Origin of the sequence: Methylococcus capsulatus str. Texas = ATCC 19069, assembly GCF_000424685.1 — a bacterium.
GTDB classification, from domain to species: domain Bacteria; phylum Pseudomonadota; class Gammaproteobacteria; order Methylococcales; family Methylococcaceae; genus Methylococcus; species Methylococcus capsulatus.
In genome coordinates this window covers 97,649-124,579 of the sequence record NZ_AUKJ01000019.1, presented here as the reverse complement: position 1 = coordinate 124,579, position 26,931 = coordinate 97,649, and the positions used below count along the sequence as shown (strand labels likewise).

Annotated in this window: 25 protein-coding genes; 11 read left to right on the top strand and 14 right to left on the bottom strand. The window is 65.3% G+C overall.

The window, feature by feature from the left end:
* The first annotated feature begins 128 nt into the window (after positions 1 to 128).
* From H156_RS15965 to H156_RS0108200, 8 genes are read left to right on the top strand one after another with little or no spacing between them, the layout of a single operon-like run.
* Positions 129 to 2,396 carry a helicase-related protein gene (locus H156_RS15965; protein ID WP_238536884.1) on the top strand — a complete coding sequence of 756 codons (2,268 nt, stop codon included), beginning with the start codon at positions 129 to 131 and terminating at the stop codon, positions 2,394 to 2,396.
* A gap of 42 nt (positions 2,397 to 2,438) precedes the next feature.
* Positions 2,439 to 2,669, top strand: coding sequence for an AbrB/MazE/SpoVT family DNA-binding domain-containing protein (locus H156_RS0108230; protein ID WP_010962195.1), 231 nt, complete (start codon positions 2,439 to 2,441; stop codon positions 2,667 to 2,669).
* Positions 2,659 to 3,003 (top strand): type II toxin-antitoxin system PemK/MazF family toxin, encoded by a 345-nt coding sequence (locus H156_RS0108225; RefSeq protein WP_017365770.1) that lies wholly within the window; start codon positions 2,659 to 2,661, stop codon positions 3,001 to 3,003. Before H156_RS0108230 ends, H156_RS0108225 begins: the two co-directional genes overlap by 11 nt.
* Positions 3,000 to 6,089 (top strand): DUF1156 domain-containing protein, encoded by a 3,090-nt coding sequence (locus H156_RS0108220; protein WP_017365771.1) that lies wholly within the window; start codon positions 3,000 to 3,002, stop codon positions 6,087 to 6,089. Before H156_RS0108225 ends, H156_RS0108220 begins: the two co-directional genes overlap by 4 nt.
* 10 nt (positions 6,090 to 6,099) lie before the next feature.
* Positions 6,100 to 8,895, top strand: a complete 2,796-nt coding sequence (locus tag H156_RS0108215) for a TrlF family AAA-like ATPase (protein WP_017365772.1) — start codon at positions 6,100 to 6,102, stop codon at positions 8,893 to 8,895.
* A gap of 1 nt (position 8,896) precedes the next feature.
* Entirely contained in the window at positions 8,897 to 10,168 is a 1,272-nt protein-coding gene (locus H156_RS0108210; RefSeq protein WP_017365773.1) for an ATP-binding protein, read from the top strand.
* The gene (locus H156_RS0108205) at positions 10,165 to 12,993 is read left to right on the top strand and encodes an ATP-binding protein (RefSeq protein WP_017365774.1); all 2,829 of its coding nucleotides are present in this window, start codon (positions 10,165 to 10,167) and stop codon (positions 12,991 to 12,993) included. The genes H156_RS0108210 and H156_RS0108205 overlap by 4 nt, the downstream gene beginning before the upstream one ends.
* The gene (locus H156_RS0108200; protein ID WP_017365775.1) at positions 12,990 to 13,934 is read left to right on the top strand and encodes a toll/interleukin-1 receptor domain-containing protein; all 945 of its coding nucleotides are present in this window, start codon (positions 12,990 to 12,992) and stop codon (positions 13,932 to 13,934) included. The genes H156_RS0108205 and H156_RS0108200 overlap by 4 nt, the downstream gene beginning before the upstream one ends.
* A 255-nt stretch (positions 13,935 to 14,189) precedes the next feature.
* Here the strand turns inward: H156_RS0108200 and H156_RS17510 are convergent, their stop codons facing one another.
* The 13 genes from H156_RS17510 to H156_RS0108135 form a co-directional block, all read right to left on the bottom strand.
* Positions 14,190 to 14,423, bottom strand: coding sequence for a hypothetical protein (locus H156_RS17510; RefSeq protein ID WP_238536885.1), 234 nt, complete (start codon positions 14,421 to 14,423; stop codon positions 14,190 to 14,192).
* Between the two features lie 135 nt (positions 14,424 to 14,558).
* Complete coding sequence (locus H156_RS17245) at positions 14,559 to 14,747, bottom strand: DUF6127 family protein (protein WP_338009791.1); 189 nt, start codon at positions 14,745 to 14,747, stop codon at positions 14,559 to 14,561.
* Between the two features lie 67 nt (positions 14,748 to 14,814).
* A complete protein-coding gene (locus H156_RS0108185) occupies positions 14,815 to 15,573 on the bottom strand; it encodes a BRO-N domain-containing protein (RefSeq protein WP_017365778.1) in 759 nt (252 codons plus the stop codon).
* A 3-nt stretch (positions 15,574 to 15,576) separates the two neighbouring features.
* Complete coding sequence (locus H156_RS0108180; protein WP_017365779.1) at positions 15,577 to 16,056, bottom strand: hypothetical protein; 480 nt, start codon at positions 16,054 to 16,056, stop codon at positions 15,577 to 15,579.
* Positions 16,057 to 16,067: 11 nt separating this feature from the next.
* Complete coding sequence (locus H156_RS0108175) at positions 16,068 to 16,331, bottom strand: helix-turn-helix transcriptional regulator (protein ID WP_017365780.1); 264 nt, start codon at positions 16,329 to 16,331, stop codon at positions 16,068 to 16,070.
* A gap of 174 nt (positions 16,332 to 16,505) precedes the next feature.
* Complete coding sequence (locus H156_RS15955; RefSeq protein WP_017365781.1) at positions 16,506 to 16,997, bottom strand: hypothetical protein; 492 nt, start codon at positions 16,995 to 16,997, stop codon at positions 16,506 to 16,508.
* Entirely contained in the window at positions 16,994 to 18,412 is a 1,419-nt protein-coding gene (locus H156_RS0108165) for a recombinase family protein (protein ID WP_017365782.1), read from the bottom strand. Before H156_RS0108165 ends, H156_RS15955 begins: the two co-directional genes overlap by 4 nt.
* Positions 18,409 to 18,882 (bottom strand): DUF2924 domain-containing protein, encoded by a 474-nt coding sequence (locus H156_RS0108160; RefSeq protein WP_017365783.1) that lies wholly within the window; start codon positions 18,880 to 18,882, stop codon positions 18,409 to 18,411. Before H156_RS0108160 ends, H156_RS0108165 begins: the two co-directional genes overlap by 4 nt.
* Positions 18,879 to 19,094, bottom strand: coding sequence for a hypothetical protein (locus H156_RS0108155; protein ID WP_017365784.1), 216 nt, complete (start codon positions 19,092 to 19,094; stop codon positions 18,879 to 18,881). The genes H156_RS0108160 and H156_RS0108155 overlap by 4 nt, the downstream gene beginning before the upstream one ends.
* Positions 19,095 to 19,360: 266 nt before the next feature.
* On the bottom strand, positions 19,361 to 20,521 hold the full coding sequence (locus H156_RS0108150; protein WP_017365785.1) for a hypothetical protein: 1,161 nt from the start codon (positions 20,519 to 20,521) through the stop codon (positions 19,361 to 19,363).
* Positions 20,514 to 21,560 carry a DNA-methyltransferase gene (locus tag H156_RS0108145; protein WP_202948230.1) on the bottom strand — a complete coding sequence of 349 codons (1,047 nt, stop codon included), beginning with the start codon at positions 21,558 to 21,560 and terminating at the stop codon, positions 20,514 to 20,516. Before H156_RS0108145 ends, H156_RS0108150 begins: the two co-directional genes overlap by 8 nt.
* Positions 21,561 to 21,571: 11 nt before the next feature.
* A complete protein-coding gene (locus tag H156_RS0108140) occupies positions 21,572 to 22,546 on the bottom strand; it encodes an ImmA/IrrE family metallo-endopeptidase (RefSeq protein ID WP_017365787.1) in 975 nt (324 codons plus the stop codon).
* Entirely contained in the window at positions 22,543 to 22,890 is a 348-nt protein-coding gene (locus tag H156_RS0108135; protein ID WP_017365788.1) for a helix-turn-helix domain-containing protein, read from the bottom strand. The genes H156_RS0108140 and H156_RS0108135 overlap by 4 nt, the downstream gene beginning before the upstream one ends.
* A gap of 245 nt (positions 22,891 to 23,135) precedes the next feature.
* On the opposite strand from H156_RS0108135, the gene H156_RS17345 reads away from it, so the two are divergent.
* Genes H156_RS17345 through H156_RS0108125 form a run of 3 tightly spaced genes read left to right on the top strand, consistent with a single transcriptional unit; the run spans position 23,136 to position 25,334 of the window.
* Complete coding sequence (locus tag H156_RS17345; RefSeq protein ID WP_017365789.1) at positions 23,136 to 23,687, top strand: hypothetical protein; 552 nt, start codon at positions 23,136 to 23,138, stop codon at positions 23,685 to 23,687.
* Complete coding sequence (locus H156_RS17340; RefSeq protein WP_202948231.1) at positions 23,642 to 24,370, top strand: hypothetical protein; 729 nt, start codon at positions 23,642 to 23,644, stop codon at positions 24,368 to 24,370. Before H156_RS17345 ends, H156_RS17340 begins: the two co-directional genes overlap by 46 nt.
* 1 nt (position 24,371) lies before the next feature.
* On the top strand, positions 24,372 to 25,334 hold the full coding sequence (locus H156_RS0108125) for a hypothetical protein (protein ID WP_017365791.1): 963 nt from the start codon (positions 24,372 to 24,374) through the stop codon (positions 25,332 to 25,334).
* Positions 25,335 to 25,835: 501 nt separating this feature from the next.
* Here H156_RS0108125 and H156_RS0108120 read toward each other — a convergent pair.
* The gene (locus H156_RS0108120) at positions 25,836 to 26,930 is read right to left on the bottom strand and encodes a DNA methyltransferase (RefSeq protein ID WP_202948232.1); all 1,095 of its coding nucleotides are present in this window, start codon (positions 26,928 to 26,930) and stop codon (positions 25,836 to 25,838) included.
* Position 26,931: the final 1 nt, after the last annotated feature.

Here is a 26,931-nt window from a genome sequence, read left to right as displayed (position 1 = left end):
TACCAATCGCTCAAGCGCCGCCGCATCAAGCTCAGGCGCCGCGTCGAGGAAGAAAAGCTCGGGGCACGTGGCCGCGCCCTGGCCGAGACGCTGGCGGGCCCCGGCATCAACGGCGTGCCCGAAGACATTTGGGAATCGGCCGACGCCATGTCGCCCGACGACTACGGACCTTCGAGGAGGCCGTCGTCGACCAGGCCACCGCCGCACAGACGATTCAGGAGCTCGAGGCCGAGATCCTCATCCTCGAAGCCCTGGAGGAGCAGGCGCGCCAGGTCGTCCACTCCGGCCAGGACCGCAAGTGGGACGAACTCTCGCGTCTCTTGCAGGACACGCCCGACAGATCGGCAGGATTGCCGATCTGCACGCCCGTAGGGCGCCGCGCAGCGGGGCCGGCCATGGACGGCCGGCCTGAAATGCATGACGAGCAGGGCCGGCAGCGCAAGCTCATCATCTTCACCGAGCACCGCGACACGCTCAACTACCTGGCCACCAAGATCCGCGGACTGATCGGCAGCATCGATGCCGTGGTCATGATCCATGGCGGCGTCAAGCGCGAAGAACGCCGCAAGGTGCAGGAGCTCTTCCGCAACGACCCCGCGGTGCGCGTGCTCGTCGCCACCGACGCGGCCGGCGAAGGCGTGAACCTGCAGAACGCCAACCTGATGGTCAACTACGACCTGCCGTGGAACCCCAACCGCCTGGAACAGCGCTTCGGCCGCATCCACCGCATCGGCCAGACCGAGGTCTGCCACCTGTGGAACATGGTGGCTTCTGAGACGCGCGAGGGCGACGTCTTCCAGCGTCTGTTCGAGAAGCTGGAAGTCGAACGCCAGGCCCTGGGCGGCCGCGTGTTCGACATCCTGGGCGAGGTCTTCGAGGAAAAGAGCCTCAAGGACCTGCTGATCGAGGCCATCCGCTACGGCGCCGATCCCGAGGTCCGCGCCCGCCTGCTGAAGAAAGTCGAAGGCGCGCTGGACACCCGCCACCTCGAAGAAATCATGAAGCGCAATGCCTTGTGCGAAGAGGTGATGGACGAGAAGCGCCTCTTCGCCGTCAAGGAGGAGATGGAGAAGGCCGAAGCCCGCAAGCTCCAGCCCTTCTTCATCCGCTCGTTCTTCACCCAGGCCTTCCAGCAGCTGGGCGGCGAGCTCAAGCCCCGCGAGCCCGGGCGCTACGAGATCACCCACGTCCCGGCCATCATCCGCGAGCGCGACCGGCAAATCACCGGCCGCGACCGCCGCCATGCCGACCCGGTGCTGCGCCGCTACGAGCGCGTCTGCTTCGAGAAGCAGTTCGTGCGCCTGACGGATCGCGCAGGCAGCCCGATGGCGAGCCTCATCCACCCCGGCCACCCGCTGATGCAGTCGGTGACGGATCTCACGCTCGAGGCCCACCGCAACAAGCTCAAGGAAGGCGCCGACCCGGCGCGCATCGTCTCGCGCCGCATGCAGTTCGTCGAGATCGACGCCTCCGGCAAGGCCATCAACGCCGGCTGGGCGCCGCACCTGGACCTGGAGCCGCTCGAGCCGGCCGACCGGGCGCTGATCGAGGACGTGCTGGCCGCCCCCTGGCTAAACACCCCTCTCCCCTTGGGAGAGGGGCAGGGGGTGAGGGCGAATCTCGAGCAGGTGGCGCTCGCCCACGCCTCCACCCACCTGGTGCCCGAACACTTCATTGATGTGCGCGCCCGCCGCGAAAAGACCGTCGGCAAGACGCTCGCCGCCGTGCACGAGCGCCTGGTCAAGGAGATCAACTTCTGGTCCGACCGCTACATCAAGCTGCAGGAGGACATCGCCGCCGGCAAGGACGTTCGCCTTCAGCTTACGAACGTCCGCCGCACCATCGATGAGCTCACCGCCCGCCGCGAGACGCGCGAGAAGGAGCTCACGGCCATGCGCCACGTCGTCTCCGCCACGCCAGTGATCCTGGGCGGCGCGCTCGTCATCCCGGCGGGCCTCTTGCTGCAGCGCAAGGGGCAGCCGGGCTGGACCGCGGACGCCGCCGCACGGGCCCGCGTCGAGCAGATCGCGATGCGCGCCGTGATGGATGCCGAACGCGCCCTCGGGCATGAGGTCATCGACGTCTCGGCCGAGAAGTGCGGCTGGGACATCACCAGCCTGCCCCCCGCGCAGGACGGCAAGCTACCGCCTTCCCGCCACATCGAGGTCAAAGGGCGCGTCAAGGGGCAAACCACGATCACCGTCACGCGCAACGAGATCCTCTACGCCCTCAACCAGTCCGACAAGTTCATCCTGGCCATCGTGCTGGTCGACGGCGAGCAGCATGAAGGTCCGTTCTACGTGCGCCAGCCCTTCACCAGCGAGCCCGACTGGGCCGTCACCAGCATCAATCTGGATCTGGATGCACTGCTCGCGCGCGCTGAATTTCCGCATTGATGTAAGATATCCTTCCATTCCTTACATGAAAGGAGGTACGGCATGACCGCCGTGGCCAAAATCACCGCCAAGGGCCAGACCACCATCCCGGCCGACATCCGCGCCGCGCTCCACGTCGGTCCCGGCGACCTCATCGCCTGGGAGATCGAACCCGACGGCAGCGCCCGCGTGCGCCGTGTGCAACCGCTCGACATCGAATACCTCAAGGCCGTCGAGGGCACCCTGTCCGAGTGGACGAGCCCGGCCGACGAGGAGGCCTACCGTGACCTATGAACGCGGCCAGGTGGTGCGCGTGCCCTTCCCCTTCACCGACCGCGCCGCCAGCAAGAACCGCCCCGCGCTGGTGCTCTCCGACGCGACCGCCTTCAACTCTCCGGCCGCTCACGTGGTGCTGGCCATGATCACCTCGGCCAAGAATCCGCCGTGGCCGCTCGATTACCCGATTGAAGACCTGGCCGCCGCCGGCCTGCCCGCGCCTTCGGTGGTGCGCTGCAAGCTGTTCACCCTGGATGCCCGGCTGATCCGCGGCGTGCTGGGGCGCTTGGCCGCCGCCGATGCCGCGCGCGCCAACACCGCTTTGGCCCGCCTGCTGGGACCACTTTCATGACCCCGATCAAAGCCCCGAAAAAACTCATTGAAGTGGCACTCCCCCTGGACGCCATCAACGCAGCCAGCGCCCGCGAAAAGTCCATCCGCCACGGCCACCCCTCCACCCTGCACCTGTGGTGGGCGAGGCGGCCCCTGGCGGCGGCGCGGGCGGTGATCTTCGCCCAGATGGTCAACGACCCCGGCTACGAGCGCCAGCTTGGGCGCGGCGTCAACAAGGACAAGGCCCGGCTCGAACGCGAGCGCCTGTTCAAGCTCATCGAGGAGCTCGTCCAGTGGGAAAACACCAACAACGAAGCCGTGCTCGAACGCGCCCGCGCCGAAATCTGGCGTAGGCGGCGCGAGACCTGCGAGCTCAACAAAAATCATCCCTGCGCCGCCGAGCTCTTCGACCCCGAGAAGCTCCCCGCCTTCCACGATCCCTTTGCCGGCGGCGGCGCGATTCCGCTCGAAGCCCAGCGCCTGGGGCTAGAGAGCTTTGCCTCCGACCTCAACCCCGTGGCGGTGACCATCAACAAGGCCATGATCGAAATCCCGCCGCGCTTTGCCGGCCGCGCACCGGTGGGGCCTTTGCCCCCCTCTCCCGCTGGGAGAGGGGTTAGGGGTGAGGGCCTGTTCGCGCAGGACTGGGCCGGCGCGAGGGGCCTCGCCGAAGACGTGCGCCGCTACGGCGCATGGATGCGCACCGAGGCGGAAAAACGCATCGGCCAGCTCTATCCGCAGGTCGAGGTCACGCCCGAGCTCGCGAAGGATCGCCCGGACCTGGCGCCGCTGGTGGGGCAAAAGCTCACCGTCATCGCCTGGCTGTGGGCGCGCACGGTGCGTAGCCCCAACCCGGCGTTCTCCCATGTGGAGGTGCCGCTCGCCTCGACCTTCGTGCTGTCCAGCAAGGCGGGCAAGGAAGCCTATGTGCAGCCCATGATCTCCCCTCTCCCCCTGGGAGAGGGGCTGGGGGTGAGGGCCGGGGGTGAGGGCTACTACCGCTTCACCGTGCGGGTGGCGGGCACGCCGGGGTTCGACAAGGCGGCCTATGCGCGAGCGAAAGACGGCACGGCGGCGGGTAAGCGCGGCGGCTTTTATTGCCTGCTGTCGAACTCGCCCATCGACTACAAATACATCCGCACCGAAGGCCAGGCCGGGCGTATGGGTGCGCGGCTGATAGCCATCGTCGCCGAAGGCGTGCGCGGGCGGGTTTACCTGCCACCACTGCCCGAGCACGAGGCCATCGCCCGGCAGGCGCAGCCGGAGTGGAAGCCGGACATGGATTTGCCGACCAATCCGCGCGATTTCAAAACGCCGAACTACGGTCTCAACACATTCGGCGACCTCTTCACCCCCCGCCAGTTGGTGGCGCTGACCACCTTTTCCGATCTGGTGATTGATGCCATCGAACGCTGCCGCCAGGACGCGGAGCACGCGTTCCGCGTGCTCGCAGAAGACAGAAGACAGCGGTTAGGAGATAGCGACCCCTCTATCTCCTACCTACTCGATACTAGGACACTAGATCAAGGCGGCACCGGCGCGCTGGCCTACGCCCAGGCGGTGGGGGTGTATTTGGCAATAGCAATTAGCCGATTTTCGGACCGCAATAATTCTATTTGCACTTGGGATAGTGGGCCGACCGGCACGAAAGCATCTACTGGTGGCTCGGCGAGGACAGCATCTTTGCGCAATTTGTTCGCACGTCAGGCCATTCCTATGGCTTGGGATTTCGGGGAAGCTAATCCCTTTAGCGATTCCGGTGGTGGCTTTTCTAGTGCCTTTGAATGGATTGAGCCCGCGGTACGTTCACTTCGTGGCGGGTGTGCTGGATATGGTGACGGTGCTGACGCTCAAACCCAAACGCTCTCCCGCGACAAGGTCGTCTCCACCGACCCGCCGTACTACGACAACATCGGCTACGCGGACCTGTCGGACTTTTTCTACGTCTGGCTGCGCCGCTCGTTGCGCCCCATCTTCCCCGGCCTGTATGCGACGCTCGCCGTGCCCAAAGCCGAGGAGCTGGTCGCCACCCCTTACCGTCACGGTAGCAAGGAGGCGGCGGAAGCCTTCTTTCTGGAGGGCATGCGCCGGGCGCTGAAGAATCTGGCCGAGCAGGCGCACCCGGCGTTTCCGGTGACGATCTACTACGCCTTCAAGCAGAGCGAGACCACCGACGAATCCGGCACCAGCAGCACCGGCTGGGAGACCTTTTTGCAGGCGGTGCTCGACGCAGGCTTCATGCTCACCGGCACCTGGCCGATGCGCACGGAACTCGGCAACCGCATGATCGGCGCGGGCACCAACGCGCTCGCCTCCAGCATCGTGCTGGTCTGCCGCAAGCGTGCGCCGGACGCCCCCACCGCCAGCCGCCGCGAATTCTTGCGTGAGTTGAACGCCACGCTGCCGGAGGCCATCGCCGACATGATCGGCGCCGGCCCCTCACCCCAACCCCTCTCCCCGGGGGAGAGGGGCTTTGGCCGGGTGGCGCCGGTGGACCTCTCGCAGGCCATCATCGGCCCGGGCATGGCGATCTTCTCGCAATACGCCTCGGTGCTCGAGGCCAGTGGTGAGCCGATGACGGTGAAAACCGCGCTTTCCCTCATCAACCGCTTTCTCGCCGAGGACGACTTCGACCACGACACCCAGTTCTGCCTGCACTGGTTCGAGCAACAGGGCTGGTCCGCGGGCAAGTATGGGGAAGCCGACGTGCTCGCCCGCGCCAAAGGCACGGCGGTGGATGCGCTGGTGGCCGCCGGCGTGGCCGAGTCGGCCAAGGGCAGCGTGCGCCTGTTGAAATGGCCCGAGTACCCCGCCGACTGGTCGCCCGAGACCGACACCCGCACGCCCATCTGGGAGGCGCTGCACCAGCTCATCCGCGCCTTGAACCAATCGGGCGAATCGGCCGCCGGCGCATTGCTCGCCCGCATGCCCGCCCGCGCCGAACCCATCCGCGCCCTCGCCTACCGGCTCTACACGCTGTGCGAACGCAAGGGCTGGGCGGAGGACGCCCGCGCCTACAACGAGCTCGTCACCGCCTGGAGCGGCATCGAGCAGGCGGCCAACGAGGCTGGCGTGGTCGGCACGCAGATGCAACTGGAACTCTGAGGGAGGCGCCATGATTTCACCCGTCACTGAGACCCCATGGAACTACCCGGGCTCGCGCTGGTGGACGTTCGATTTCCACACCCACACGCCTGCTTCGCGCGACACGCCCTGGCATACGCAAAACCTGACGCTCACGCCCGAGCAATGGCTGCTGCGCTACATGGGCGCCGGCATCGACTGCGTGGCGGTGACCGACCACAACAGCGGCGCGTGGATCGATCAGCTGAAAACGGCTTATGCCGACATGCAGGCGCAGGCCGAGGCCGGCAACCCGCCCGAAGGCTTCCGCCCGCTGACCCTGTTCCCCGGCGTGGAGATTTCCGCCAGCGGCGGGGTTCATGTGCTGGCGATCTTCGATCCGGCTGCCACGACCGGCGACATCGACAGTCTTCTGGGCGCAGCGGGCTACGGCGGCACCAAGGGCGACTCGGACGGCGAGACCAGCAGGTCGGTGGCCGAAGTCATCGCGGCGGTGCTGGCGGCGGACGCCATTCCCATTCCGGCGCATGCCGATGCCGACAAGGGCCTGCTGCGCGTCAATCCGGGCACGCAGCAATGCGCCCTGTCGGCCCACATGGTCCGGCAGGCGCTGGAGGTCGAAGGGCTGCTCGCCCTGGAGTGGCTCGACGTAGCCAACCCGTATCCGCAAGCGGTGGAAAAACTCGCCCGGCCGCTGGCGCGGGTGCTGGGCAGCGACTGCCACAGCTTTCAGGGAGCGGCGGTGCCGGGCAGCCGCTACACCTGGGTCAAGATGGCCGCGCCGACGCTGGAGGGCTTGCGGCTGGCGCTGCTGGATGGCAACGGCGTGTCGATCCGCCGCAGCGACGAAGGGGCGTTCGACCCGTTCAAGACCCCGGCGCACGTGATCCGCAGCATCGAGATCGACCGAGCGCGGGTGATGGGCAATGGCCAGCCGGCGCGGCTGACGCTCTCGCCGTACTTCAACGCCATCGTCGGCGGGCGCGGCACGGGCAAGTCCACCGTGGTGCACGCGCTGCGGCTCGCCACCCGGCGCGAGGGCGAGATTCGGGCGCTGCCCAGGGACAGCGAGCCGCGCGAGCGCTTCGAGGCCTTCGCCACGGTGGCCAGGGGGCGTGACGACAGGGGCGCTTTGAAGGCGGACACGGCCCTCCGCGTCGAGTGGCAGCACGAGGACCGGTTGCTGCGCCTGAACTGGCAGGCCAATGGACAGGGCACGCCGGTCGAGGAATGGCGCGATGGTCAGTGGCAGCCTTCGACGAGCCAGAGCGTCAACGCCAGCCGCTTCCCTGTCCGCCTGTTCTCGCAGGGTCAGATCGCCGCGCTGGCGGGCAATGGCCGGCAGGCGCTCTTGACCATCATCGACGAGGCGGCCGGGGTGGAGCCGCTTAAGCAGGCGTTCGAGGAGGCCAAGCGCGCCTTCTTCGCCCAGCGGGCGCGGCTGCGGGAGATCGACGGCAAGGTCGCCGCCCTGCCCGAGGTCGAGCGCCGCTTGCAGGAACTGGAAAACAAGCTCAAGACCCTGGCGCAGGGCGACCACGCCGCCGTGCAGCAGGCCTATGCCCGCGCCCAGCACCAGGCGCGGGCGGTGGACGAGACGCTGGCGCAGTTGCGCGAGGCAGCGAGCACGCTGCGCCAAACCGCGGAAAACCTGCTGCTCGACGACTGGCTGCCGCAGCACTTCGGCGAGGCCGAGACGGATCTGCTGGCGTGGCGGGCTGAGGCCGATGCCTTGCTCGCGCAGACACGCCAGCGCTTGGAGCAGGATGCCGCCACACTGGATCGGGACATCGGCAAACTGAAGGGCGACGCGCGGCTGGCCACGTGGCGCGCGCGGGCCGAGGCGGCACGCGCGGCCTATCAGCAATTGCAGGCCAAGCTGACAGAGCAGGGCGTGGCCGACCCGCAGGCGTTTGCGCGGCTCACCCAGGAACGCCAGCAGCTGGAGGCGCAGGCCAAAGCCCTGCGGCAGTTGCAGGCCGACCGTGCTGTGCTGGTGAAGCAGATTGCCGATCAGCAGACGCTGGTCGTCGAGCGCAGGCAGGCCATCACCCGGCAGCGCCAGACCTTCTTGCAGGACAAGCTGGCGCACAACCCTCACGTGCGCATGAACGTCGTGGCGTTCGGCTTCGATGCCTTCGTCATCGAGCGCAGCCTGCGCGAGCTGATCGAAGCCACCGACGAGCGGTTTGCCGATGACATCCTGAAGGTCGATGACGGCCAGGCCCAATCGGGTCTGGCCCATGACGTGGCCGCCGCTGCGGATCGAGACAAGCTCGCAGCGCTGGAGGCCATGCGCAACGCGCTCATCGAGCGCCCCGGCACGTTGGGTGGAAAGTTCCGCAACTACCTGGAGCGCAAGGCCGAGAAGCCGGAATTCGCCGACCACGTGCTGACGTGGTACCCGGAAGACGATCTCAAGATCGAGTACCAGCGCGATGGCGGATGGTACGCCATCAGCGAGGGTTCCCAGGGGCAGCGCTCGGCGGCGCTCCTGGCCTTTCTGCTGGCCTTCGGCGAGGAGCCCATCGTGCTCGACCAGCCCGAGGACGATCTGGACAACCACCTGATCTACGACCTCATCGTGCGCCAGATCCGCGAGAACAAGCTGCGCCGGCAGCTCATCGTCGTCACCCACAACCCCAACGTGGTGGTCAATGGCGATGCGGAGCTGGTGCACGTGATGGACTTCAAGAACGGGCAGTGCGTCGTGGCAGAAAGCGGCGCGTTGCAGGAAAAGGCCGTGCGCGAGGAGGTCTGCCGGGTGATGGAAGGCGGGCGCGAGGCCTTCGCCCGCAGGTGGAAGCGGCTGGGCAGGGAGGTTTGAGATGCTGGGCACACGTGCGGAACTGATCGAGAAGATTCGCCTGGGCGAGGACAGCTTCCTGGAACTGAAGGAGGTCAAGTTCGCCGGTGGCAAGCTGCGCGGCCCTGGGCAGGAGGATCTGGCGGACGAACTGGCCGCCTTTGCCAACAGCGCCGGCGGGGTGCTGCTGCTCGGCGTGGAAGACCGCGCCCGCGAGGTGCTGGGCATTCCGCTGGAACGGCTGGATGCGGTGGAGGCGCTGGTGCGGCAGGCCTGCGAGGATTCGGTGAAACCGCCTTTGGCGCCGGTCATCGAGCGCATGACGCTGCCCGATTCGGCGGGGGCGGAGCAGCCGGTGCTGCGGGTGGAAGTGGCGCGCAGTCTGTTCGTGCACCAGAGCCCGGGAGGGTACTTCCATCGCGTGGGTTCCTCGAAACGCCCCATGCCCCCGGATCATCTGGCGCGTCTGTTCCAGCAGCGCAGCCAGTCGCGGCTGATCCGCTTCGACGAGACCCCCGTGTCGCGCGCCACGCTCACCGATCTGGACGAGGTCCTGTGGCGGCGTTTCGCGCCGGCCCAAAGCGCCGATGCACCGGAAGTATTGCTCGGCAAGCTGGCCATGGCAGCTCAAGACGAGCAGGATGTTTGGCGACCGACCGTGGCGGGCCTGCTGATGGCCAGCCGCGAACCGCACCGCTATCTGCCCGGCGCCTTGATTCAGGCCGTCGCCTATGCGGGTACCACCGTCGTTCCCGAAGGGGAATCGGTCTATCAGAGGGACGCTCGGGACATCACCGGCCCGCTGGATGAACAGATTCGTCTGGCCTGCGCCTTCGTGCGCAAGAACATGCAGGTGGCCGCGTTCAAGCGTGCCCACGGCGGACGGGTGGACATGCCCCAGTACGACATGACCGCTGTGTTTGAGGCGGTGGTCAACGCGGTGGCGCACCGCGACTATTCGATGGCAGGAGCCAAGGTACGACTGCGGTTGTTTGCCGATCGGCTGGAGCTGTATTCGCCGGGCATGCTGCCCAACACCATGACCCCAGAGAGCCTGCCATTCCGGCAGGCCGCCCGCAATGAAGCCCTGACCAGCCTCTTGGCGCGCTGCCCGGTGGGGGATGACGAACTGGCGCAGCATCGCAGCCACCTCATGGACAAGCGTGGGGAAGGTGTGTCGATCATCCTCGCGCGCAGCGAAGCTCTCTCGGGTAAGCGCCCCGAATACCGTATGAACGATGACAGCGAGCTGGTTTTGACGATTTATGCCGCTCGCACGGAGCAAGAAGCATGAGTCTGAAACCCTGGCGCGAGATCGCCATCCCACACGAAGACGTGCTCAAGGGCACGTTCCAGCAGGCCGAGTTCGCGGCGGATCTGTGGCGCGTGCACGCGGGCACCGCCACGGCCGAGTACCAGAACCCGTCGCTGTTCTTTAGCCGGACCTTCATCACCGAGGGGATGCGCCTGCTGCTCGACTCCGTGGTCAAGCGCCTGGCAGGCAAGGGCGGCGACCCGGTGATCCAGCTGCAGACCGCATTCGGCGGCGGCAAGACGCACACCATGCTGGCCGTGTACCACATGGCCAAGGGCGAGGTGCCGGCCAGCGATCTGCAGGGCTTGGGCGACATCCTGAATGCGGCGCAGATCACCGAGCTGCCGCGCGCCCGCATTGCGGTGCTGGACGGCATCAAGTCTTCGCCCAACCAGCCCGCGCAGCGCGATGGCCAGACAGTGCGCACGCTGTGGGGCGACCTGGCGTGGCAACTGGGTGGCGCGGAGGGCTACGCCCTGGTGGCCGATGCGGATGCCTCGGGCACGTCGCCCGGCAAGGCGGTTCTGGAGACGCTGCTGGCCCGCTGTGCCCCTTGCGTGATCCTGATCGACGAGCTGGTGGCGTACGTGCGCCAGTTCGAAGAGGGCAAGACACTCACCGGGGGGACGTTCGATTCCAACCTGTCGTTCGTTCAGGCGCTGACCGAGGCACTGAAGGCCGTGCCCACAGCCGTGCTGCTGGCATCACTGCCCGAATCAGACAAGGAAGCCGGCAGCCAGCGCGGCGTGAAGGCGCTGGAGGCGCTGGCGCACTACTTCGGCCGCGTGCAGGCGCTGTGGAAGCCGGTGGCCACCGAGGAAGCGTTCGAGATCGTGCGGCGGCGGCTGTTCGCCTCGATCAACGACAAGCTGGCGATGGAATCGGTGTGCCGCGCGTTTGCCGACTTCTACACCGCCCACCGCGACGACTTGCCCGCCGAGACGCAGGAGAGCCGCTACTTCGAGCGGCTGGTGCACGCCTACCCGATCCACCCCGAGGTGTTCGACCGCTTGTATGAGGACTGGTCGACCCTGGACAACTTCCAGCGCACCCGCGGTGTGCTGAAAATGATGGCCAAGGTCATCCACCGCCTGTGGAAGGACGGCAACAACGACCCGCTCATCATGCCGGGCAGCCTGCCGCTGTACGACGCCGACGTGCGCAACGAGGCCGTCTACTACCTGCCGCAGGGGTGGGACCCGGTGATCGAACGCGACGTGGATGGCGAGCGCGCCGAGACCACCGAGATCGAGAACAGGGACACCCGGTTCGGAGCCGTGCAGGCTTGCCGCAGGTCGGCTCGCACAGTGTTTCTGGGCAGCGCGCCCAGCACCACGAACCAGCTGGTGCGGGGCCTTGAGCTGGAGCGCGTGATCTTGGGCAGTATCCAGCCGGGTCAGCAGATCAGCGTGTTCAAGGATGCGCTCAGGCGTCTGACCGACCGGCTGCACTACCTCAACCACGCCAACAACCGGTTCTGGCTCGATACCCGGCCAAACCTGCGGCGTGAGATGGAGGAGCGCAAGCGCCGCTTTCAGGACAGGGAGGACGTGTTCCCAACGATCCGCGAGCGCATGCAGCGCGGCCTCAGTAGCGGGGTGTTCGGCGGCATCCACGTCTTCACCGACAGCGGCGACGTGCCCGACGACTGGGCGCTGCGTTTGGTGGTGCTGCCGCCCGACGCCGCCTTCAGCAAGAGCGGCCAGAGCTTAGGGCTAGACCGCGCCACCGAGATCCTGAAGAAGCGCGGCGACCAGCCCCGCTTCAAGCAGAACCGGCTGATCTTCCTGGCCGCCGACTACGACAGCGTGAGCCGGCTGAAGGACCATGTGCGCTCGTTCCTGGCATGGCGCAGCATCGTTGCCGACTACAAGGACAACCGTATCGTCCTCGACAACCTGATGGCCAAGCAGGCGAACGCCAGCTTGGAGCAGGCCGAGGAGACCGTGCGCCGCATGATTCGCGAGACCTACAAGTGGCTGCTGGCTCCGATGCAGGAGGCGCGCCCCGGCAAAGGCCTTTCCGAGCTGCGGTGGGAACACTTCCAGCTCAACCCCGGCGCACAGAACTGGTCGCAGGAAATCGAGCGCGTGCTCAAGGAGAACGAATTGCTCATCAGTGAGTGGGCGCCGATCCACCTGGCCAAGGTGCTAAAGGACTGGTTCTGGAAGGACGACGTCAAGGAGACCAGCGCCCTGAACGTCTGGCAGCAGAGCTGCCAGCAGCTCTACCTGCCGCGCCTGAAGGACGACACCGTCTTCCAGATGACGCTGGCCGCGGGCGCGGAGAGCCGCGACTTCTTCGGCTTCGCGCAGGGCAAGGAGGATGGCCGCTACGTCGGATTCAGCTACGGCAAGCGCTACTCGCCCATTCTGGATGCATCGCTGCTGCTGATCGAGCCGGTTACCGCGGCGGCCTACGCGGAAGAAGCTTCTCGGAACAAGGTTGCCGAGGCTGGCGGAGGTGCAGCCACGACGACGATTCCCGCCGGTGGCGGCACGCCTCTCGCTGAGGACTCGGCCAAGGGTGGCTATGCCACAGGTGGTGCCACTGCGGGGCAGACAACCAAGAAGCAGTTCTACGGCAGCATCGAGCTCGACCCGTTCCAGGCGAAGAAGCAGTTCGCCGATCTGGTCGACGAGGTCGTCCAGCAGTTCACCCTGCGCCCCAGTGTGAAGGTGAAGATCGCCATCGAGATCCAGGCCGAGTCGGCCACCGGGTTCGACGATGGGCTGCAGCGCGCCGTGAAAGAAAACTGCAACGTGCTGAAGTTCAAGAACGCCGAGTTCGAGGCTGGAGAATGACGGCGCCCAAGGTCTTTGTCAGCCACGCGAGCGAGGACAAGGCTCGCTTCGTGGTCGACTTCGCAAGGCGCCTGCGTGAGAACGGCGTGGACGCGTGGCTGGATCAGTGGGAGATGAAGCCGGGCGACAGCCTCGTGGACAAGATCTTCGAGGAAGGACTCAGGGAAGCCCGTGCAGTCGTGATCGTCTTGTCCGCGACGAGCGTTCGGAAGCCCTGGGTCCGGGAAGAGCTGAATGCATCCGTGGTCAACCGGATCAGCCGCGGGACCAAGCTGATCCCCGTCGTCATCGACGACTGCGATGTTCCGGAGGCGCTGCGATCCACGGTCTGGCAGAAGATCGACAACCTCGACGACTACGGCGAGAGCCTGCAGCGAATCTTGTCGGTCATCTTCGATGTGACCGACAAGCCGGCGCTCGGTGCACCGCCAGCGCGCTTCGCCGGTCCTGCGCCGCTGATCGCAGGGTTGTCGCGTGTCGATGATCTGGTCATCCGTGTAATCGCTCGGAGACAGATCGACGAGGGCGCAGGACTGGTGGAATGGGACCGGCTGAAAGCCGAACCGATTCTGCGAGACGTCCCGCAGCAAGAGCTGCTCGATTCGCTGGAGATTCTCAAGCGGCACGACTTCATCAGGGTCAGAAAGGTCATCGGAGCGTTGCATGTCGTACTGACCGACCTCGGTTTCCTGAAGTTCGCCGAAGCGTACGTCGATGACTACCAAGGCACTGTGAATCAGATCGCCGCCCTGCTGGTGAACGAGAACGTTCGACAGAATCGCGAACTAGCTGCAAGGGTGAACAAGCCCGTGGCCTTCATCGACTTCGTTCTCAACCTGATGGAGAGCAACGGCTACATCAGGGTCTCGAAGTACATCGGCGGCCAATCTCACGTCCGGGAGGTTTCAGCGTCGCTACGCCGTGCGCTTCAGAGCGCCTGAGTCCGGGCTCTGGATCAGATCGCTTTCAGCGAATCGCCTGTTGACAAGTTCCGGAAGCACTTTCCCGCCGCCGCAGCGTCGATGTCTGGAGGCGCCCCGACCAAGGTTGAAGGTGAAGTCCACGATTGCAACGAGCCGTCCCTCCGGGTTCGGTGCAAGCGCCGGGCGGTGGCGCGGCTTCGCGTTCTGCGCCGTCTTGGAGTCGGCAGCCAGGTAGCCTTCGGCCGCGGTCCAAGTGTGAAAAACCGCGGCACCTCAGTCGGCGCCGCCACTGATCGCACCCACTGAGGTAGCGGTCTTGGCGGCGCAATACAGCGCCCTGAACCAGCAGGTGATCATGGGGCGGACGCTGACCGACAGCGCATCGGCCCAGCGGACGCGGGACCGCTGGCCCTGGGCGGCGACCGACTCCCGCAAGGCCTCGATGGCCCCCGGTGTTCCACGTGGCGTCCGCACCCGCGCCGATCTCGGCCATACGCTGGGCGCCACGCCGCTTCTCGAACTCCAGCGCCTTGTCCTGCATGGCGAGTTCGTGACCCCGCTCGCCCTTGCGGTCCGATCACTTCAAAACCTCGGGGACCAGACGGAAGGCCCCGCCCAGGAGACCACCGTGCAGGGTCTCGATCATTGGCCGCCTCCCATGAGCTTCAACTTGATGGCAGCGCCCACCAGCAGCGCGGCCAGGATGCCGGTGGTGATGACCTTGACGGCGGTCTGCCAGGCCGTGCGGCGGGCATCGCGCCAGGCTTCCAGCAGGTCGCGCAGTTCGCTTGGGCCTTGTCGCGGCCTGCCCGCCATGCCATGCCATGCCACAGCGCGCCGAGCACAGCCCGGCCATTTGCTTGCCAAGAGAAAAAAGTCAGAGGGTGACGGGTTGTCATCACGCCACCTCCTTCAGCCGCTCGGCCACCTGAGGGCTCCAGAGAATCTGGTAGCCGCTGTGCCCGTTGCGGGCGTACGGCATCGCCTCGGCCCAGGACTTGCCGGCTTCGGTCAGCTCCCACTCGTCGCGCTCGTTGCGCCACTGCAGGCCGTGCTGGGCCAGGCGCTGGTTGGTGGCCTTGGCCGACAGACCCAGCAACTGGCCGAGTTGGGTGGCGTTGAGCGAGCAGATCGGATCAACGGCGGCTGGCAGCGCGCGGCGCAGCGTCTCGATCGCCAGCCCCGTGTTCTCCTGGATGCAGGTGAGCGTGGCCGCCATCGCGATGCCGGGCTTGACTCCCGGCACCTTGGCCACGGCTTCGCCGATCAGCAGGATCGAGGCGACGCGGTCTTGGGTGGGGGTAGGCAGGGCCGGCGAGGCGTGGCGCGCGGTGTAGCGGCCCGTCTTGCGGATGGCCGGCAGCACCTCGTGCGTGACCCAGCGCTTGAAGCGCTTGGCTTCAACCTTGCGGCTGCCGAGCACCAGGCTGTAGAGCCCCGGCTCGTTGACGACGGTCATCTCCTGCTCGCCATCAGGGGTCGGAATTGAATTCCGGGCCTTTTCGTCGTCGTCCAGGCGGGCCACCGCCTTGTGGGTCTCGGGCAGGTGCAGGGCTGCGCACACGTCGGCCGCGACGAACCAGGGCTCGCCCTGGGCGTCCGTCACCACGCGGATCGGCCGGCCCTCGAAATCGAACGGCATGAGTTCGGTGGGCATGGTTCAGTCCTCCGAGGTCAAGGTCAGCCGAAACGTCGGCTTGCCGGGCTTGACCGTGCGCGCCGGCTCGAACTGCCGTTGCAACGCCTGCGGCCAGTGGTGGAAGCGGGACTCGGACACCGAGTACTCGACATCGAGGTAGTCCTCGACGCGCTCGCCGGCGGCGGCGATGCGCCGGGCCATCTGCGACAGCTGCGCCTGGTCCCAGGCCACGCGCTTCGGGACATCGACGGTCACGCGCAGCGCGCCGTCGGTGAGATGCACGACGCCGAAGTCCTTGCCGGCCGCAAGGCGCGCGGCGCGGGCCTCCTCGCCGTAGGCGGCATCGAGCGCGGCATCGAACTTGGCGCGCGCCTGCTTGAGCCAAGTCAGCGCTTCGTCCAGGTTGCGGCTGATCTCGGCCTTCTGCTCGGGCGGCAAGGCGGCGAGTTGGGCCACCGACAGCGCGGCCAGATCGGCGGGGTAGAGCGTGAGGTCGTTCATGGCTGACCTCCTCACCGCAGGCTGCGCTCGGAGGTCGAGTCGTGCAGCGCCGCGTGCTCGAACTCGATCACCGCTTCCAGCGGGTAGCTCACGCGCTTGGACAGCTTCAGATAGCGCGGACCGCGCCCTTCGCTGCGCCAGCGCTGCAGCGTCTTGGGGCTCAAGCCCCAGCGCTGCGCGAGCTCGTTTTCGTTGAGGACCCGGCGATCGCCGGGGTTGAGGGCATCGATCGCCGGCACGGGCGATCGGGCGAGTGGGTAGGCCGTTGTCGGCATGCAAGCCTCCTATGACGCGGTTGAGGAATCGGTGGCGTCATTTCAGGCGTGCGATGGCGAACCTTGGAGGGACCGAATGGCGAACCGGCGAAGAACTTCGGGTTCGCCATTCGACCGGGCGCTCAAAATGAACAGCGGGCACGCGGCCCGCCGTGGCAGAGAAGGCGTGCCGCCTCAATCCGTGAGCGTCTGCACCGCAAAGCCCAACGCGCGGCGCTGCTCGTTCCAATCCCGCGGCAGCAGCTCGTGCCGCCCCCGCAGGGTCTGCAGGTTCAACGGCCGCGGCTGGCGGCCTTCGAGGATGGCCTCGACGATGTCGGGCGCCAGCAGCGTCAACCGCAGCACCTCGGCCACCCAGCCGGGTTCATGCCGCAGGGCGCGTGCGAGATCGGTGGCGGTGGCGTAGCGCCCTTCGTCGAGCAGGCGCTGCCAGTAAAAGGCCTTGCCCAGCATCTTGATCATCGGCTCGTCCAGGCCGCCCGACTGCGGCATCGACTCCCGCGGCGGCGGGATGAGCAGCTTGCGGTTCTGCCGGCGCTTGATGGTCAAGGGCACCAGGGTCACGCGCCGATCGCCGCTGACGTAGCTGCGCGCATCCGCGCCGACCTCGATACGCACGCACTTGAGCCGCGGGTTGGTCGCGCCGGTGGGGCGTTCGGTCGTCATGCGCAGGTCTCCTGCGGGATGTCGCGCATCTCCTCGACAAGCGGATGGCCGGCCACCTCGGCGCCCAGGCCGAGCCAGCCATCCTCGCGCCAGAGGATGTCCAGGCCGTGGGTATGCAGTTGCACCCGCTCGATGAGCAGGCGGGTGATGCGTTGCTGCTCGGCCGGAAACAGTTGCGCCCATACCGCACCGATGCGCCGCAGGGCCACGACGACCTGGGCCTCATCGAGTGCGGCGCCTGCCGGGTGGCGCTGGCAGGCCCGCCTGGTGCCGATCAGCACTTCAGGGGCCGACAGCGCCTGGTGGATCTGGGCGAGCACCGCGTTCTCGATCTCGGCCGCAGGCAGGTGCCCGACGTCGGGGGCGTCCGGTGCGAGCGTGGCGCCGGCATTGCGCCGCTTGTGCAGATAGGGCACGTAGTAGCGGTACATGCGTCCGCTCTTTTTCTTGACGAAGGTGTGCAGCATGCGCTGCCCGTCCGGGGCGAACAGCAAGCCGGCGAGCAGGGCCGGATGCTTGGCGCGGTGCTCGCGCGGAGCCTGCTTGCGCCGTTCGATGAAGGCGTGGGCCGCCTCCCACAGTTCCTGCGGCACGATGGCCTCGTGCTGGCCGGGGTACCACACGCCACGGTTACGGATCTCGCCCAGGTAGATGCGGTTGCGCAGCAGCGCGAACAGGAACTGCTGGTCGATGGGGCGACCGGTGCGCCGGTGGCCGCCCTGGGTCACCCAGGCCTTGGTGGTGTGTCCCTCGATGGCCATCTCCCGCACCAGCCGCGCCGCCGAGCCGTGCTCGGCATAGTGCCGGAAGAGGTCGCGCACCAGCGCCGCCTCGCGTTCGTTGACGACGAGCTTGCGATCGACGACGTCGTAGCCCAGCGGCGGCATACCGCCCATCCACATCCCCTTGGCCTTGCTGGCGGCGATCTTGTCGCGGATGCGCTCGCCGGTGACCTCGCGCTCGAACTGGGCAAAAGACAGCAGGATGTTGAGCGTGAGCCGCCCCATCGAGGTCGTGGTGTTGAACTGCTGCGTCACCGAGACGAAAGAGACGCCGTTGCGGTCGAACACCTCCACCAGCTTGGCGAAGTCCGCCAGGCTGCGGGTGAGGCGGTCGATCTTGTAAACGACCACGATGTCGATACGGCCGGCCTCGATGTCAGCCAACAGCCGCTTGAGCGCCGGGCGTTCCAGGTTGCCGCCGGAGTAGCCGCCGTCGTCGTAGCCATCGTCCACGGCGATCCAGCCTTCATGGCGCTGGCTGGCGATGTAGGCCAGGCCCGCATCGCGCTGCGCCTCCAGGCTGTTGTACTCCTGCTCCAGCCCTTCGTCGGTGGACTTGCGGGTGTAGACGGCGCAGCGCTTCTTCACCGTGAGGGCAGCGGCCGGCGTGAGCAGGGTTCGGTTCGGTCTCATGCCGGCTCCTTCCCCTTGTCGCCGGACTTCAGTCCGAAGAACGCCGGCCCGGACCATTGGGTGCCGGTGATGTGGCGCGCCACCGCCGACAGGCTCTTGAAGCGCTGCCCCTGGTATTCGTAGTCGAAGGGACCGCGCACCAGCACGCGGTGCTCGACGTCGTCGTACATGCGGGTGAGCACCGTGCCCAGCAGCAAGTGGTTCGCCTGCCGCTGCAGCGGACGCGGCAGGAGGCCGGTCTCGCCAATGGTTTCGAGTCGGCGGCGCGTGAAGGGCCTCAAGCCGCCGAAGACACGCGCCTGCATCGCATAGGCCAGGCGGCTCTCGATCCAGGTGCGATGGTGGTGGTTGGGGCGCTCGTCAAAGTGCTCGTCCCACAGCGCCCAGAGGCTGTCCATCGGCAGGTCCGGCAGCTGGGCGATGCGGGCGGCGAGAGTCTTGGCGTCGGCGCGGGTTGCGTGTGCCGTCATGGGCGAACTCCTTCGTGGTCATCGGGGTTCGCATTCACGCGCTCCTGGCCGACGAAGCCAAGGTCAACTTGCTCTCTGGTGCCGAGGGCAGGGACTGCGCCGCGGGCGCGCAGCCGCAGTAGGCCTGCGGCCAGCAGGTCGACGACTTCCTGGTGCGCGTGCCGGGGGCGGCTGGTGGCAGGAATGGTGGAGGTGGGTTCGAGTTCGTGCATGGCAAGCGTTTCGATGGAAAACGCTCTTAATGCTAGGAACCCGAAGGGCTTCGCGTAACGGGTTTGCGAGGGTTAGGAAGGGCTGCGACGAATGTCAACCGGTGGAGATCGGGAACTTACGAGCACACCGTTGGATTCATGTTCTCGCAGTATGCCCCCGCGAAAATCGCGTGTTGATATTCGGCCCTCGTTGGGCGACGCACTTTCTCCACACGGTGTCAAGCACCAAGTGCAACAGTGGGTTTATTGGAGGGCCCGCTCACGGGCTACAGATCGATGATCTTTTCCAAAAAGCTCGACGCCATCCCCATATCAATATCATTGTCGGGCGAGAGAATCAGACTTCCAATTGTTTTACCCTCAAACTGCGAAACCCCGCGAGAGTTTCTTCCGGCCCAGTGCTTCAGCAGGATAGTCGAGCTGAGCAGTCTCTTTTGAAACATCGAAACAAGTACTGTGTTGACAATTCTGTGCGGATCGACACCAACAAAGTAAAACATGAATACAGACTTTGGTGTCGCTAAGAATTCGAGCATCTTATCTAAGTTGTAAGCTTTTGGGTTTGAGTCCAAGATCATAATCTTGGTCTTGACATCGGTTTCTGTTGAAAACTGCTCAAATGCACGCGCGTAGTCCCCTAGTGCGTTTTCAGTCTTGACTTGTGGCAGGCCCTTCCCACGGTCTCGCAGAGCGGCGACAAGATCTTGCCGCAACCTCTCGTCTTCGCCGGCGATTAGATATTCGATGATGCGGCCGCGAACATTGACATTCTCGATCAATGCAGCGAGCAGAATTTCATTACGAAAGCGATCAACCTTCTCATCAAGGTCGCGTTTGAGTTCGAGAAAATCGGGGGAAGCCGTGAACTTCAATGCTCTTGTCGGCGCATCTAATATGATTATCCGCGCGGCAGCCGACACCATGTACTTCTTCCCCGTTGGACTTATGTTGTTTGTTGCCTCAACTAAGCGAAGCAGGTTGCCATCGAACCCTATCCCCGCGTGAATGTTATAGAGTCGTTCAAAATTGGCAGGAACATTGGAAATCCCCTCAAAGTCACGCATGATGTCGGAGCCGTTGAAGCTTCCGCGAATATTGTTTTCACGCAGCTCTTGTGAACTGTGACTAATCTTCCGCAGGAATGTGGAGTTTGCAAGCAGGAGGTAGTTTTTTCTCGGGGTGATGAGGCACACAAGAAAAGGCCTATCATCCACCTTCTGGAGATTTGAGAGTGATAGGACGGTATTGCTGAAGCTCTCGCTCTGGGCAGAGCTGAAACGGATGGCGAACTCAGGCCGATAGTAGACAGATCGATCCTGCGTCAGCACAAATTCTTTATTCACAAGGGCTGTAAGTTTGGCCTTGTCACCGATTCCGTCGTGCTTTGATATAAATTCGATCAACTGCTTTAGTAGGGCGTTATTCATCGAAGAGTTCTCCGCTCATTTCTGAAGAAGTGCTCCTTTTTTTCTCGAACTTCTGCTCGCTGAGGCTGTTCCGCTCCCAAAAGTAACCTCCGCGGTATCCCTGGATACTTCGATCAGCCTCTGCAAGAGCTAGTCGCTTGACGGCCATACAACAGTAATCAGCCTCTATCTCTACCCCGCTAAACCGGCGTCCGAGCTTCTTGGCGGTCACGCATGTTGAGCCAGATCCTAGAAATGGATCGAAAACGAAATCGCCCTGACGCGAGCTCGCCAAGATTAGCTTCGCAAGTAGTTTCTCTGGCTTCTGCGTGGGGTGGTCGGTATTCTCCGGCATCGACCAGAATGGGATTGAGATATCAGTCCAAAGATTAGAAGGGTGTGTTAGGCGAAAGTTACCGGAATCAGTTTCCTGCCAATCCTTAGGAGCGCCCGACTTATCTCGGTAGGGAGCAATGACCTTCTTTTTGAGCTTTACGGCCTCGACGTTGAAAAAGTAGTCCTTGGACATTGTGCAGAACCAAATGTCCTCCGAGCAGTTTTTCCAATTCGCGCTCGCCCCTCGTCCTTTTTCTCTCTCCCAAGTGATTCTATTCCTTACGATGAAGTGACTCTGCAATACAGCCTGAACAGATGCAGACGATTGCCAGTCGCAGCAGACGTAGATTGATGCAGTAGGCTTAAGACAACGGACGAGCTTACTTAGCCATGCATTTAGCCACTCTTCATAGTCTTTTGGGCTCGCCCTGGAGAATTTGGTACCGCCGAAAACCTTGTTTAGATTGTAAGGGGGGTCGATAATAAGCAGATCAATAAATGAGTCTGGCAAATTGCCAGCGCACTCGAAGATGTCTTGATGGATGACTCGCCCCTCGATCTCTGCCACACTTACCGGACGAGAAAGGGAAATTGTCTGATCTAAAAGAGCAGCCTTTTCATCGTTGCCAATGGTCAATGTGCGGTTGCGCGGCGCGCGCACCTTGCTTGTCTGACGGAACTGGTCAGACTTTTCGACCGCAATCGGTTTTTCGGTTATTTGCACTGCAATCTCCTTCAATCTGCGCTATTTTGTCGATCACGAACGGACAAGTTTCCGAGCGTTAAGCCCGGATTCTTGCCGTTCCCAGGATATTGGTCGTAGATGTTGGGGGCTTCGTCGTGCTGCAAAGACCGATCCCAAGAGCGCGGCTCGGCGCCCTCCAGTAGCAGGAGAGTGAGGACGCGATCCTTCGCGCCGTAGCTGTGCTTGAACTCGCGCAGCTTCATGTAGGGCGCTTCTTCCGGACACCAGATCGCGGCGGACATTTCCACTCCCTCCCACGCCTGCACGACGCTCGCGTCGGCGGCGAGCGTGCCGGGCAGGGGCTCTTGCGGATCGTCGGTGCGCCGGATGCGCGCCCGGGTCTTCACGGCACTGCTGCTGCGCCACTCGTACTTCGCATAGCCGTTGTCCCAGTAGACCAGGATGGCGCACTCGCCGGTGTACTTGATGAAGCGGATGCACAGCGCCTCGAACGAGACTTGGAAGCGCTGGGCAATCGCACTGAGCACGTGCAGATCGATGCGCCGGTTGGCCGTCCATTGGCGCAGCAGGTCGCCGGGCATCAGCAAGTTGGCGGCGAAGTCGTCGGCCTCGCGCTCGATCTGGCGCATGGTCTCGTGGCCCGAGTAGACGCTCTCCTTGTCGCAGCCAAAGCGCGGCTGCCGATCGCGGTGCAGCACGAAATGCCCGAGCTCGTGCGCGATGGTGAAGCGCTGACGCTCGGGGCTGACGCTGCCGTTGTAGGCGATGCCCCAGACGGCGGGGTCCGTGGGATCGCGCGCCAGCATCCCTTCGAAGGCCGCGTCGTCGAACGGCACCGGCGGGCGGATTTCGCGCACCCCTGCCCCGAAGGGCGTGCTCGGCAGCATCTGCCGCACGACATCGAGATCGACCGCCTCCGGCACCGCTCCCGCATACCAGGCCCGCAGCCAGTGATGCAGCCTGCTGGCGGCGATCGACCCGGTGAGCGGCGGCGCCGAAGTCATCCCTTGGGCTCCGGCAGGTCTTTGTCCGGGAAGATGAGTTTCAAGGCCTGGCGCACGCGGGCCTTCTCGTCCTCGCGCATGCCGGCGTAGGCGCGGAAGAAGGCCACGTCCTCGGGGCTGGCCTCGGGCGCTGCAGGCAGGGGCTCGCCCATGATGTCCTCCATGGTCACGCCCAGCACCTTGGCCAGCGCCTGCACGCGCTCGGCCGAGGGGCGCTGCCCCTCTTTCATCTCCAGTTCCCAGATGTAGGCCTTGGTGCAGCCGACCGCATCGGCCACCTGCTGCAAGGTCAGTTTCTTCGCCTCGCGAAATCGCCGCAGGCGAGATCCGAATGTGGAAGCCATGGCGATGTCCTGTCTCGAATCACGGGAAGTATTGGAATGCGGTCGGACAGTATAGCCCTGTGATACCAAATGCCGCCAGATGTGCCATGTAGTTTGACAAGCGGACCACGCAGGGACACAATCGCGCTGTATCACGCTGCCTTACTTCTGCGTGATTCGAGTTCAGTCAACTGTCGCCGGCCCGCGCGCCCGAACCCTCGGTCCGCAGACCTCCGACGCCACCTCAGGGAAAGGACCGAGACGCGATGAAGAAGACCTATGTCGACGTGCTGCTGGCGCTGCCGCCGGACGAGACCCTGCACCAGTTCCTCGCCAGCCACGGGTTGGCGGAGCCGCCTGCGCCCGAGCCGCAGCCGGACGGGCCACCCAATCGGGACGTGATCGAAGCCATCAAGGCCTGGGGCGACACGGCGGCACGTGACCGGCTGACGGCCGAGCTGATGGCCAGCGTCGCACTCGGCGATGCCGCGGGCAGCCAGGCGATGTTCGAGGCCGCGGTGAACGATCCGGCCGTGTTGACGGGACTCACCTTTTGCCAGAGCGACCTGCATCGGTCGTTTTGGCTGTACGTGCGGCACCGGGCGCTGTTCGAGCGCGCCAGCGATCTCGATTTCTGGGCGCACCACAGCGCCCAGGCGCAGCAGTTCAACCTGGGGGTGCGGCGCCGCCCGATCGGGATGGACGCGGCCCTGGCCGGCTTGCGTCAGGCGATCTCGGCCTACTACCAGCGCGAGCGGCAGTGCGGCGAGGGGTGTGTGGCCTATCTGGTGACCCGGGCCCCGGCATCCATCTGCTGACGGTGCACGTCAAAGACTTGGCCATGCTGCGGCTGGAGTTCGAGGGCGTGGTGTTGAAGCAGCGCGTGGGCAATCCCAACATCCACATGGTGTTGGAGTACGCCGAGGCCACGGGCGTGGTGCGCACCCTGGTGCGCGGCGGCCACAAGGTGCAGCAGATGCTGGTGCAGGCCTTCGCCGAGCATGTGCTCGGGGTCCAGGCCACGCCCGAGCGCATCAAGGCCCCGGCGCTGGATCTGTCGGCGCTGCGCACGGGCTTCGACGTGCCCGAAGTGTTCGAGGACGGCTTCTCGCTGGTGCAGCTGAAGTCGCTGGCGCTGCTGAGCCCGGACGGCGAGCTCAAGATCGAGTGCACCGCCATGCAGGCCAGCCGCCACCGTTCGGTGCACGAGTTGCTGCGCGAACAACTGCCCGCGCCACTGGAGGGCCGCTGGACGGTGCTGGCCGCCCAGATCAACCTGTACTACCCGCCGGAGCCGGGACGCACCCGCGCCCGCGTGGTGCCCATCGAGGTCACGAGCCGCGGGCGACTCAACCTGCATCAGTTCGATCCCAGGCTGCAAGCGCAGCTGGAACGCTACCTGGTGCGCATCGGCATCCTGCGCCCCGGCCAGACCTTGAGCGCACACGAAGCGCCCTTGGCCACGGGCACGGTGGGGGCGACGACGCCCGAGGGCGCGTGAGATGTCGGCGCACGAGGGTTGGCAGTTCCTCTGCCGGCTGTTCGCCGCGGGCACACCAGTGCTGCGCGCCACCTTGTCGCCGCGCGAAGTGGCGCTTCTGCCGCACCTGGGCCGCGCGATCCAGGCGGCGGTGACCGATCAATCCTGCGTGCTGTGCCCGCATTGCGCGCTGCATCGGGCACCGGTGCTCGGCGACGGGCGCGGCGGGCGTTTGTGCCGCTGCCCGGACTGCGGGCCGGTGCCGGTCTCGCCGCAGGACGGCACATCGCTGCGGCTGAACGAGGACTGGCTGCGCCAGAAGCTGCGCCTGGCGCTTGCGATCGAGAGCCGCGACGGCATCGACGACCTCGGCGACGGCGTGTGGCGGCTGGGCGACTTCCGGCGCTCGCCGGTGCTGCTGGCACGCGACATCGTTCGCCTGTGGCGCGAGCCGGCGCTGCTGGATCGGGTGCGCGTGGCCGGGAGCGACCTTCGGGTGATCACGCCCAAGCCCCGCGAGACGCGCGGCGCACCCTTCGGGCCGGGCGTGCAGTGGTGGGCGCTGGAAGATCGCTTCACCCTCTACGGTGGCGGCATCGCGTTCATCGGCCTGCCGGGTGAGCCGCCCGCGCCGCAGCCCCTCGATCCCGCGGCGGCCGTGCATGGGCCGTTCTCGGCGGATTTCCGCTGGGTGACCTTGACCGACTGGCCACACGGACCGATCCGGCTGACCGAGGCGCAGGCCGCGGTGTTCAAGGCCCTGTGGTCGTTCAGAGGCGAGCCGCGCACGGCCGAGCAGGTCATGCAACGTGCGGGACTTGAGAGCGCCAAGCCCATCGACGTGTTCAAGGTCAAGGCGCGCGACAAGGGCAAGATCGAGGCCGAGGGGGCGCTGTTCGCCTACCGCGCCCTCGTGGTCACGCAGCAGCGTGCGGGCTTGTACGCCATGCCCTGCGCGGCGGCGTCGAGTCCTGCGCCGGCCTGATGCCTTGGTCATCCAAGCACGATGGACAACCGATGCCCGTGACACACGTGCAAAGCGTTGACGCACAAAGCCGCCTGCGTGTGCTGGGGCGAAGAAGTTGACGCCGGTTTCGAGAGAACGGAGAGCGAAAGAGAGTCCAACCGGACGACTTCCGGACGCCGCGTCACTACCGCGTGACACATGCAGAACGGCGCCGAACCCCGCGTGGTGTCGCGGAGCACGGAAATGAAAACGCCCAACCGACAGAGGTTGGGCGTGGAATGGTGGTGGTGGGGCGGCAGCCAGTGCCAAACCCGGGTAACTCAGCGCCTTAGAGTCGCTGCGAACTCCTGCGGAACGGCGCGGAACCCAGCCCCTGCTGCCGGCAATCGTATCAGTTCCTGCCAGCGTCGGCATCCGCCAAGTACCTCAAATCGGCCGCCAGTTCGATTCCCGAATCCTGAATTGAACCAGCGTCCGCTTCGGGCACCTGGCACCCACGATCTACCCGACGCACCCGAACTACTGCCTGGTCGCCCAAACGTCGTACTCGACCATCGGCTTGGACTTGGTGCGCAGGAAGGCATCCGCCTGGCGCTTGCCTTCTGTGGCAGACCCAGCCTCCCTGATTGTGGTGATGCGCCAGCCGCTGTCACTGAGGGATCTCTTGATGAGGTCGAGCGGGTCGGCGCGCCTGTCCGTGATGCCACCGAACCGGATGACCATCTTGGCATCTTCCGCGCACACGTTCTCCGCGTTGCGCCATACCTGACGCAGATCGGCCGCAAAGTCCTCAGGGCTCGAATGAACGACCTGATCGCGATTGGTGTAGTCGACAGCGTCGGGGCCTCCCACGAACCAGTTTCGCAGCCACTGGTCGGGGATATAGGTCCTCATGCCGTAGTACGGGGGCGACGTGATCACCCAGTCGAACCGAGCTTCCGGCGTGTCTGGCTGGAGCGCCTCGGCCTCCCGGCTGTCCGCCAATCGCACGGCTCCCGTGATGTCGGAAGACGTTGCGTAGTAGCGCTTCGCCCGCCGTTCAATCACGGCCAAGACATCGATGGGGTCAGGCTCAAGCCCTCGCCCCTGCCAGAAGCGTGTCGCATAGGCAGGCTTGGGGGCGTAGGTGCGGGGGCATTGGTTGGAGAAGTAGCTCGGGAAGGACTTCTGCTTCGGGCCATGCAGCGCACCCAGGACGATGCCGCGGAGCGCGATGCGGGCATCCGTAGTGCAGTCCTCCAGGAATGCCTCCCGGAATCGACACAGCGCGTCCAGCACGGTCGGGTGAAACGCCCATTGCCAGAACTCGCTGGTCGGGATGTGGCGCGCTTCACGTTCGGTCAGAATCCTGCGTGCCTCGGCAAGGATGTCATCAACGGTGGTCGTCGCGAGCTTGGAGGCCGTGATGGCTGCAGCAACCGGACTGGAGTCCACCCCAAGGGAACGGAGGCCGACAAGTCGTGCAGCGAAATTGGTGGTGCCCCGGCCGCAGAAAGGATCAAGCACTACATCACCTGCCTGTGCTCTCCGCTTCAGGATGTTGAGCGGAAAGTCGAGCGGGAACATCGTGAAGTAGGGGCAAATTCCGTTCAGAGCCGTTTGTGCGGTGGACACT

What these genes read in the sequence shown, in the direction of transcription:
- H156_RS0108230 (WP_010962195.1), top strand. Translation starts at nt 2,439, where the DNA reads ATGACCGCCGTGGCCAAAATCACCGCCAAGGGCCAGACCACCATCCCG.
- H156_RS0108220 (WP_017365771.1), top strand. Translation starts at nt 3,000, where the DNA reads ATGACCCCGATCAAAGCCCCGAAAAAACTCATTGAAGTGGCACTCCCC.
- H156_RS0108215 (WP_017365772.1), top strand. Translation starts at nt 6,100, where the DNA reads ATGATTTCACCCGTCACTGAGACCCCATGGAACTACCCGGGCTCGCGC.
- H156_RS0108210 (WP_017365773.1), top strand. Translation starts at nt 8,897, where the DNA reads ATGCTGGGCACACGTGCGGAACTGATCGAGAAGATTCGCCTGGGCGAG.
- H156_RS0108205 (WP_017365774.1), top strand. Translation starts at nt 10,165, where the DNA reads ATGAGTCTGAAACCCTGGCGCGAGATCGCCATCCCACACGAAGACGTG.
- H156_RS0108200 (WP_017365775.1), top strand. Translation starts at nt 12,990, where the DNA reads ATGACGGCGCCCAAGGTCTTTGTCAGCCACGCGAGCGAGGACAAGGCT.
- H156_RS0108185 (WP_017365778.1), bottom strand. Translation starts at nt 15,573, where the DNA reads ATGCCCACCGAACTCATGCCGTTCGATTTCGAGGGCCGGCCGATCCGC.
- H156_RS0108180 (WP_017365779.1), bottom strand. Translation starts at nt 16,056, where the DNA reads ATGAACGACCTCACGCTCTACCCCGCCGATCTGGCCGCGCTGTCGGTG.
- H156_RS0108175 (WP_017365780.1), bottom strand. Translation starts at nt 16,331, where the DNA reads ATGCCGACAACGGCCTACCCACTCGCCCGATCGCCCGTGCCGGCGATC.
- H156_RS15955 (WP_017365781.1), bottom strand. Translation starts at nt 16,997, where the DNA reads ATGACGACCGAACGCCCCACCGGCGCGACCAACCCGCGGCTCAAGTGC.
- H156_RS0108165 (WP_017365782.1), bottom strand. Translation starts at nt 18,412, where the DNA reads ATGAGACCGAACCGAACCCTGCTCACGCCGGCCGCTGCCCTCACGGTG.
- H156_RS0108160 (WP_017365783.1), bottom strand. Translation starts at nt 18,882, where the DNA reads ATGACGGCACACGCAACCCGCGCCGACGCCAAGACTCTCGCCGCCCGC.
- H156_RS0108155 (WP_017365784.1), bottom strand. Translation starts at nt 19,094, where the DNA reads ATGCACGAACTCGAACCCACCTCCACCATTCCTGCCACCAGCCGCCCC.
- H156_RS0108150 (WP_017365785.1), bottom strand. Translation starts at nt 20,521, where the DNA reads ATGAATAACGCCCTACTAAAGCAGTTGATCGAATTTATATCAAAGCAC.
- H156_RS0108140 (WP_017365787.1), bottom strand. Translation starts at nt 22,546, where the DNA reads ATGACTTCGGCGCCGCCGCTCACCGGGTCGATCGCCGCCAGCAGGCTG.
- H156_RS0108135 (WP_017365788.1), bottom strand. Translation starts at nt 22,890, where the DNA reads ATGGCTTCCACATTCGGATCTCGCCTGCGGCGATTTCGCGAGGCGAAG.
- H156_RS17345 (WP_017365789.1), top strand. Translation starts at nt 23,136, where the DNA reads ATGAAGAAGACCTATGTCGACGTGCTGCTGGCGCTGCCGCCGGACGAG.
- H156_RS0108125 (WP_017365791.1), top strand. Translation starts at nt 24,372, where the DNA reads ATGTCGGCGCACGAGGGTTGGCAGTTCCTCTGCCGGCTGTTCGCCGCG.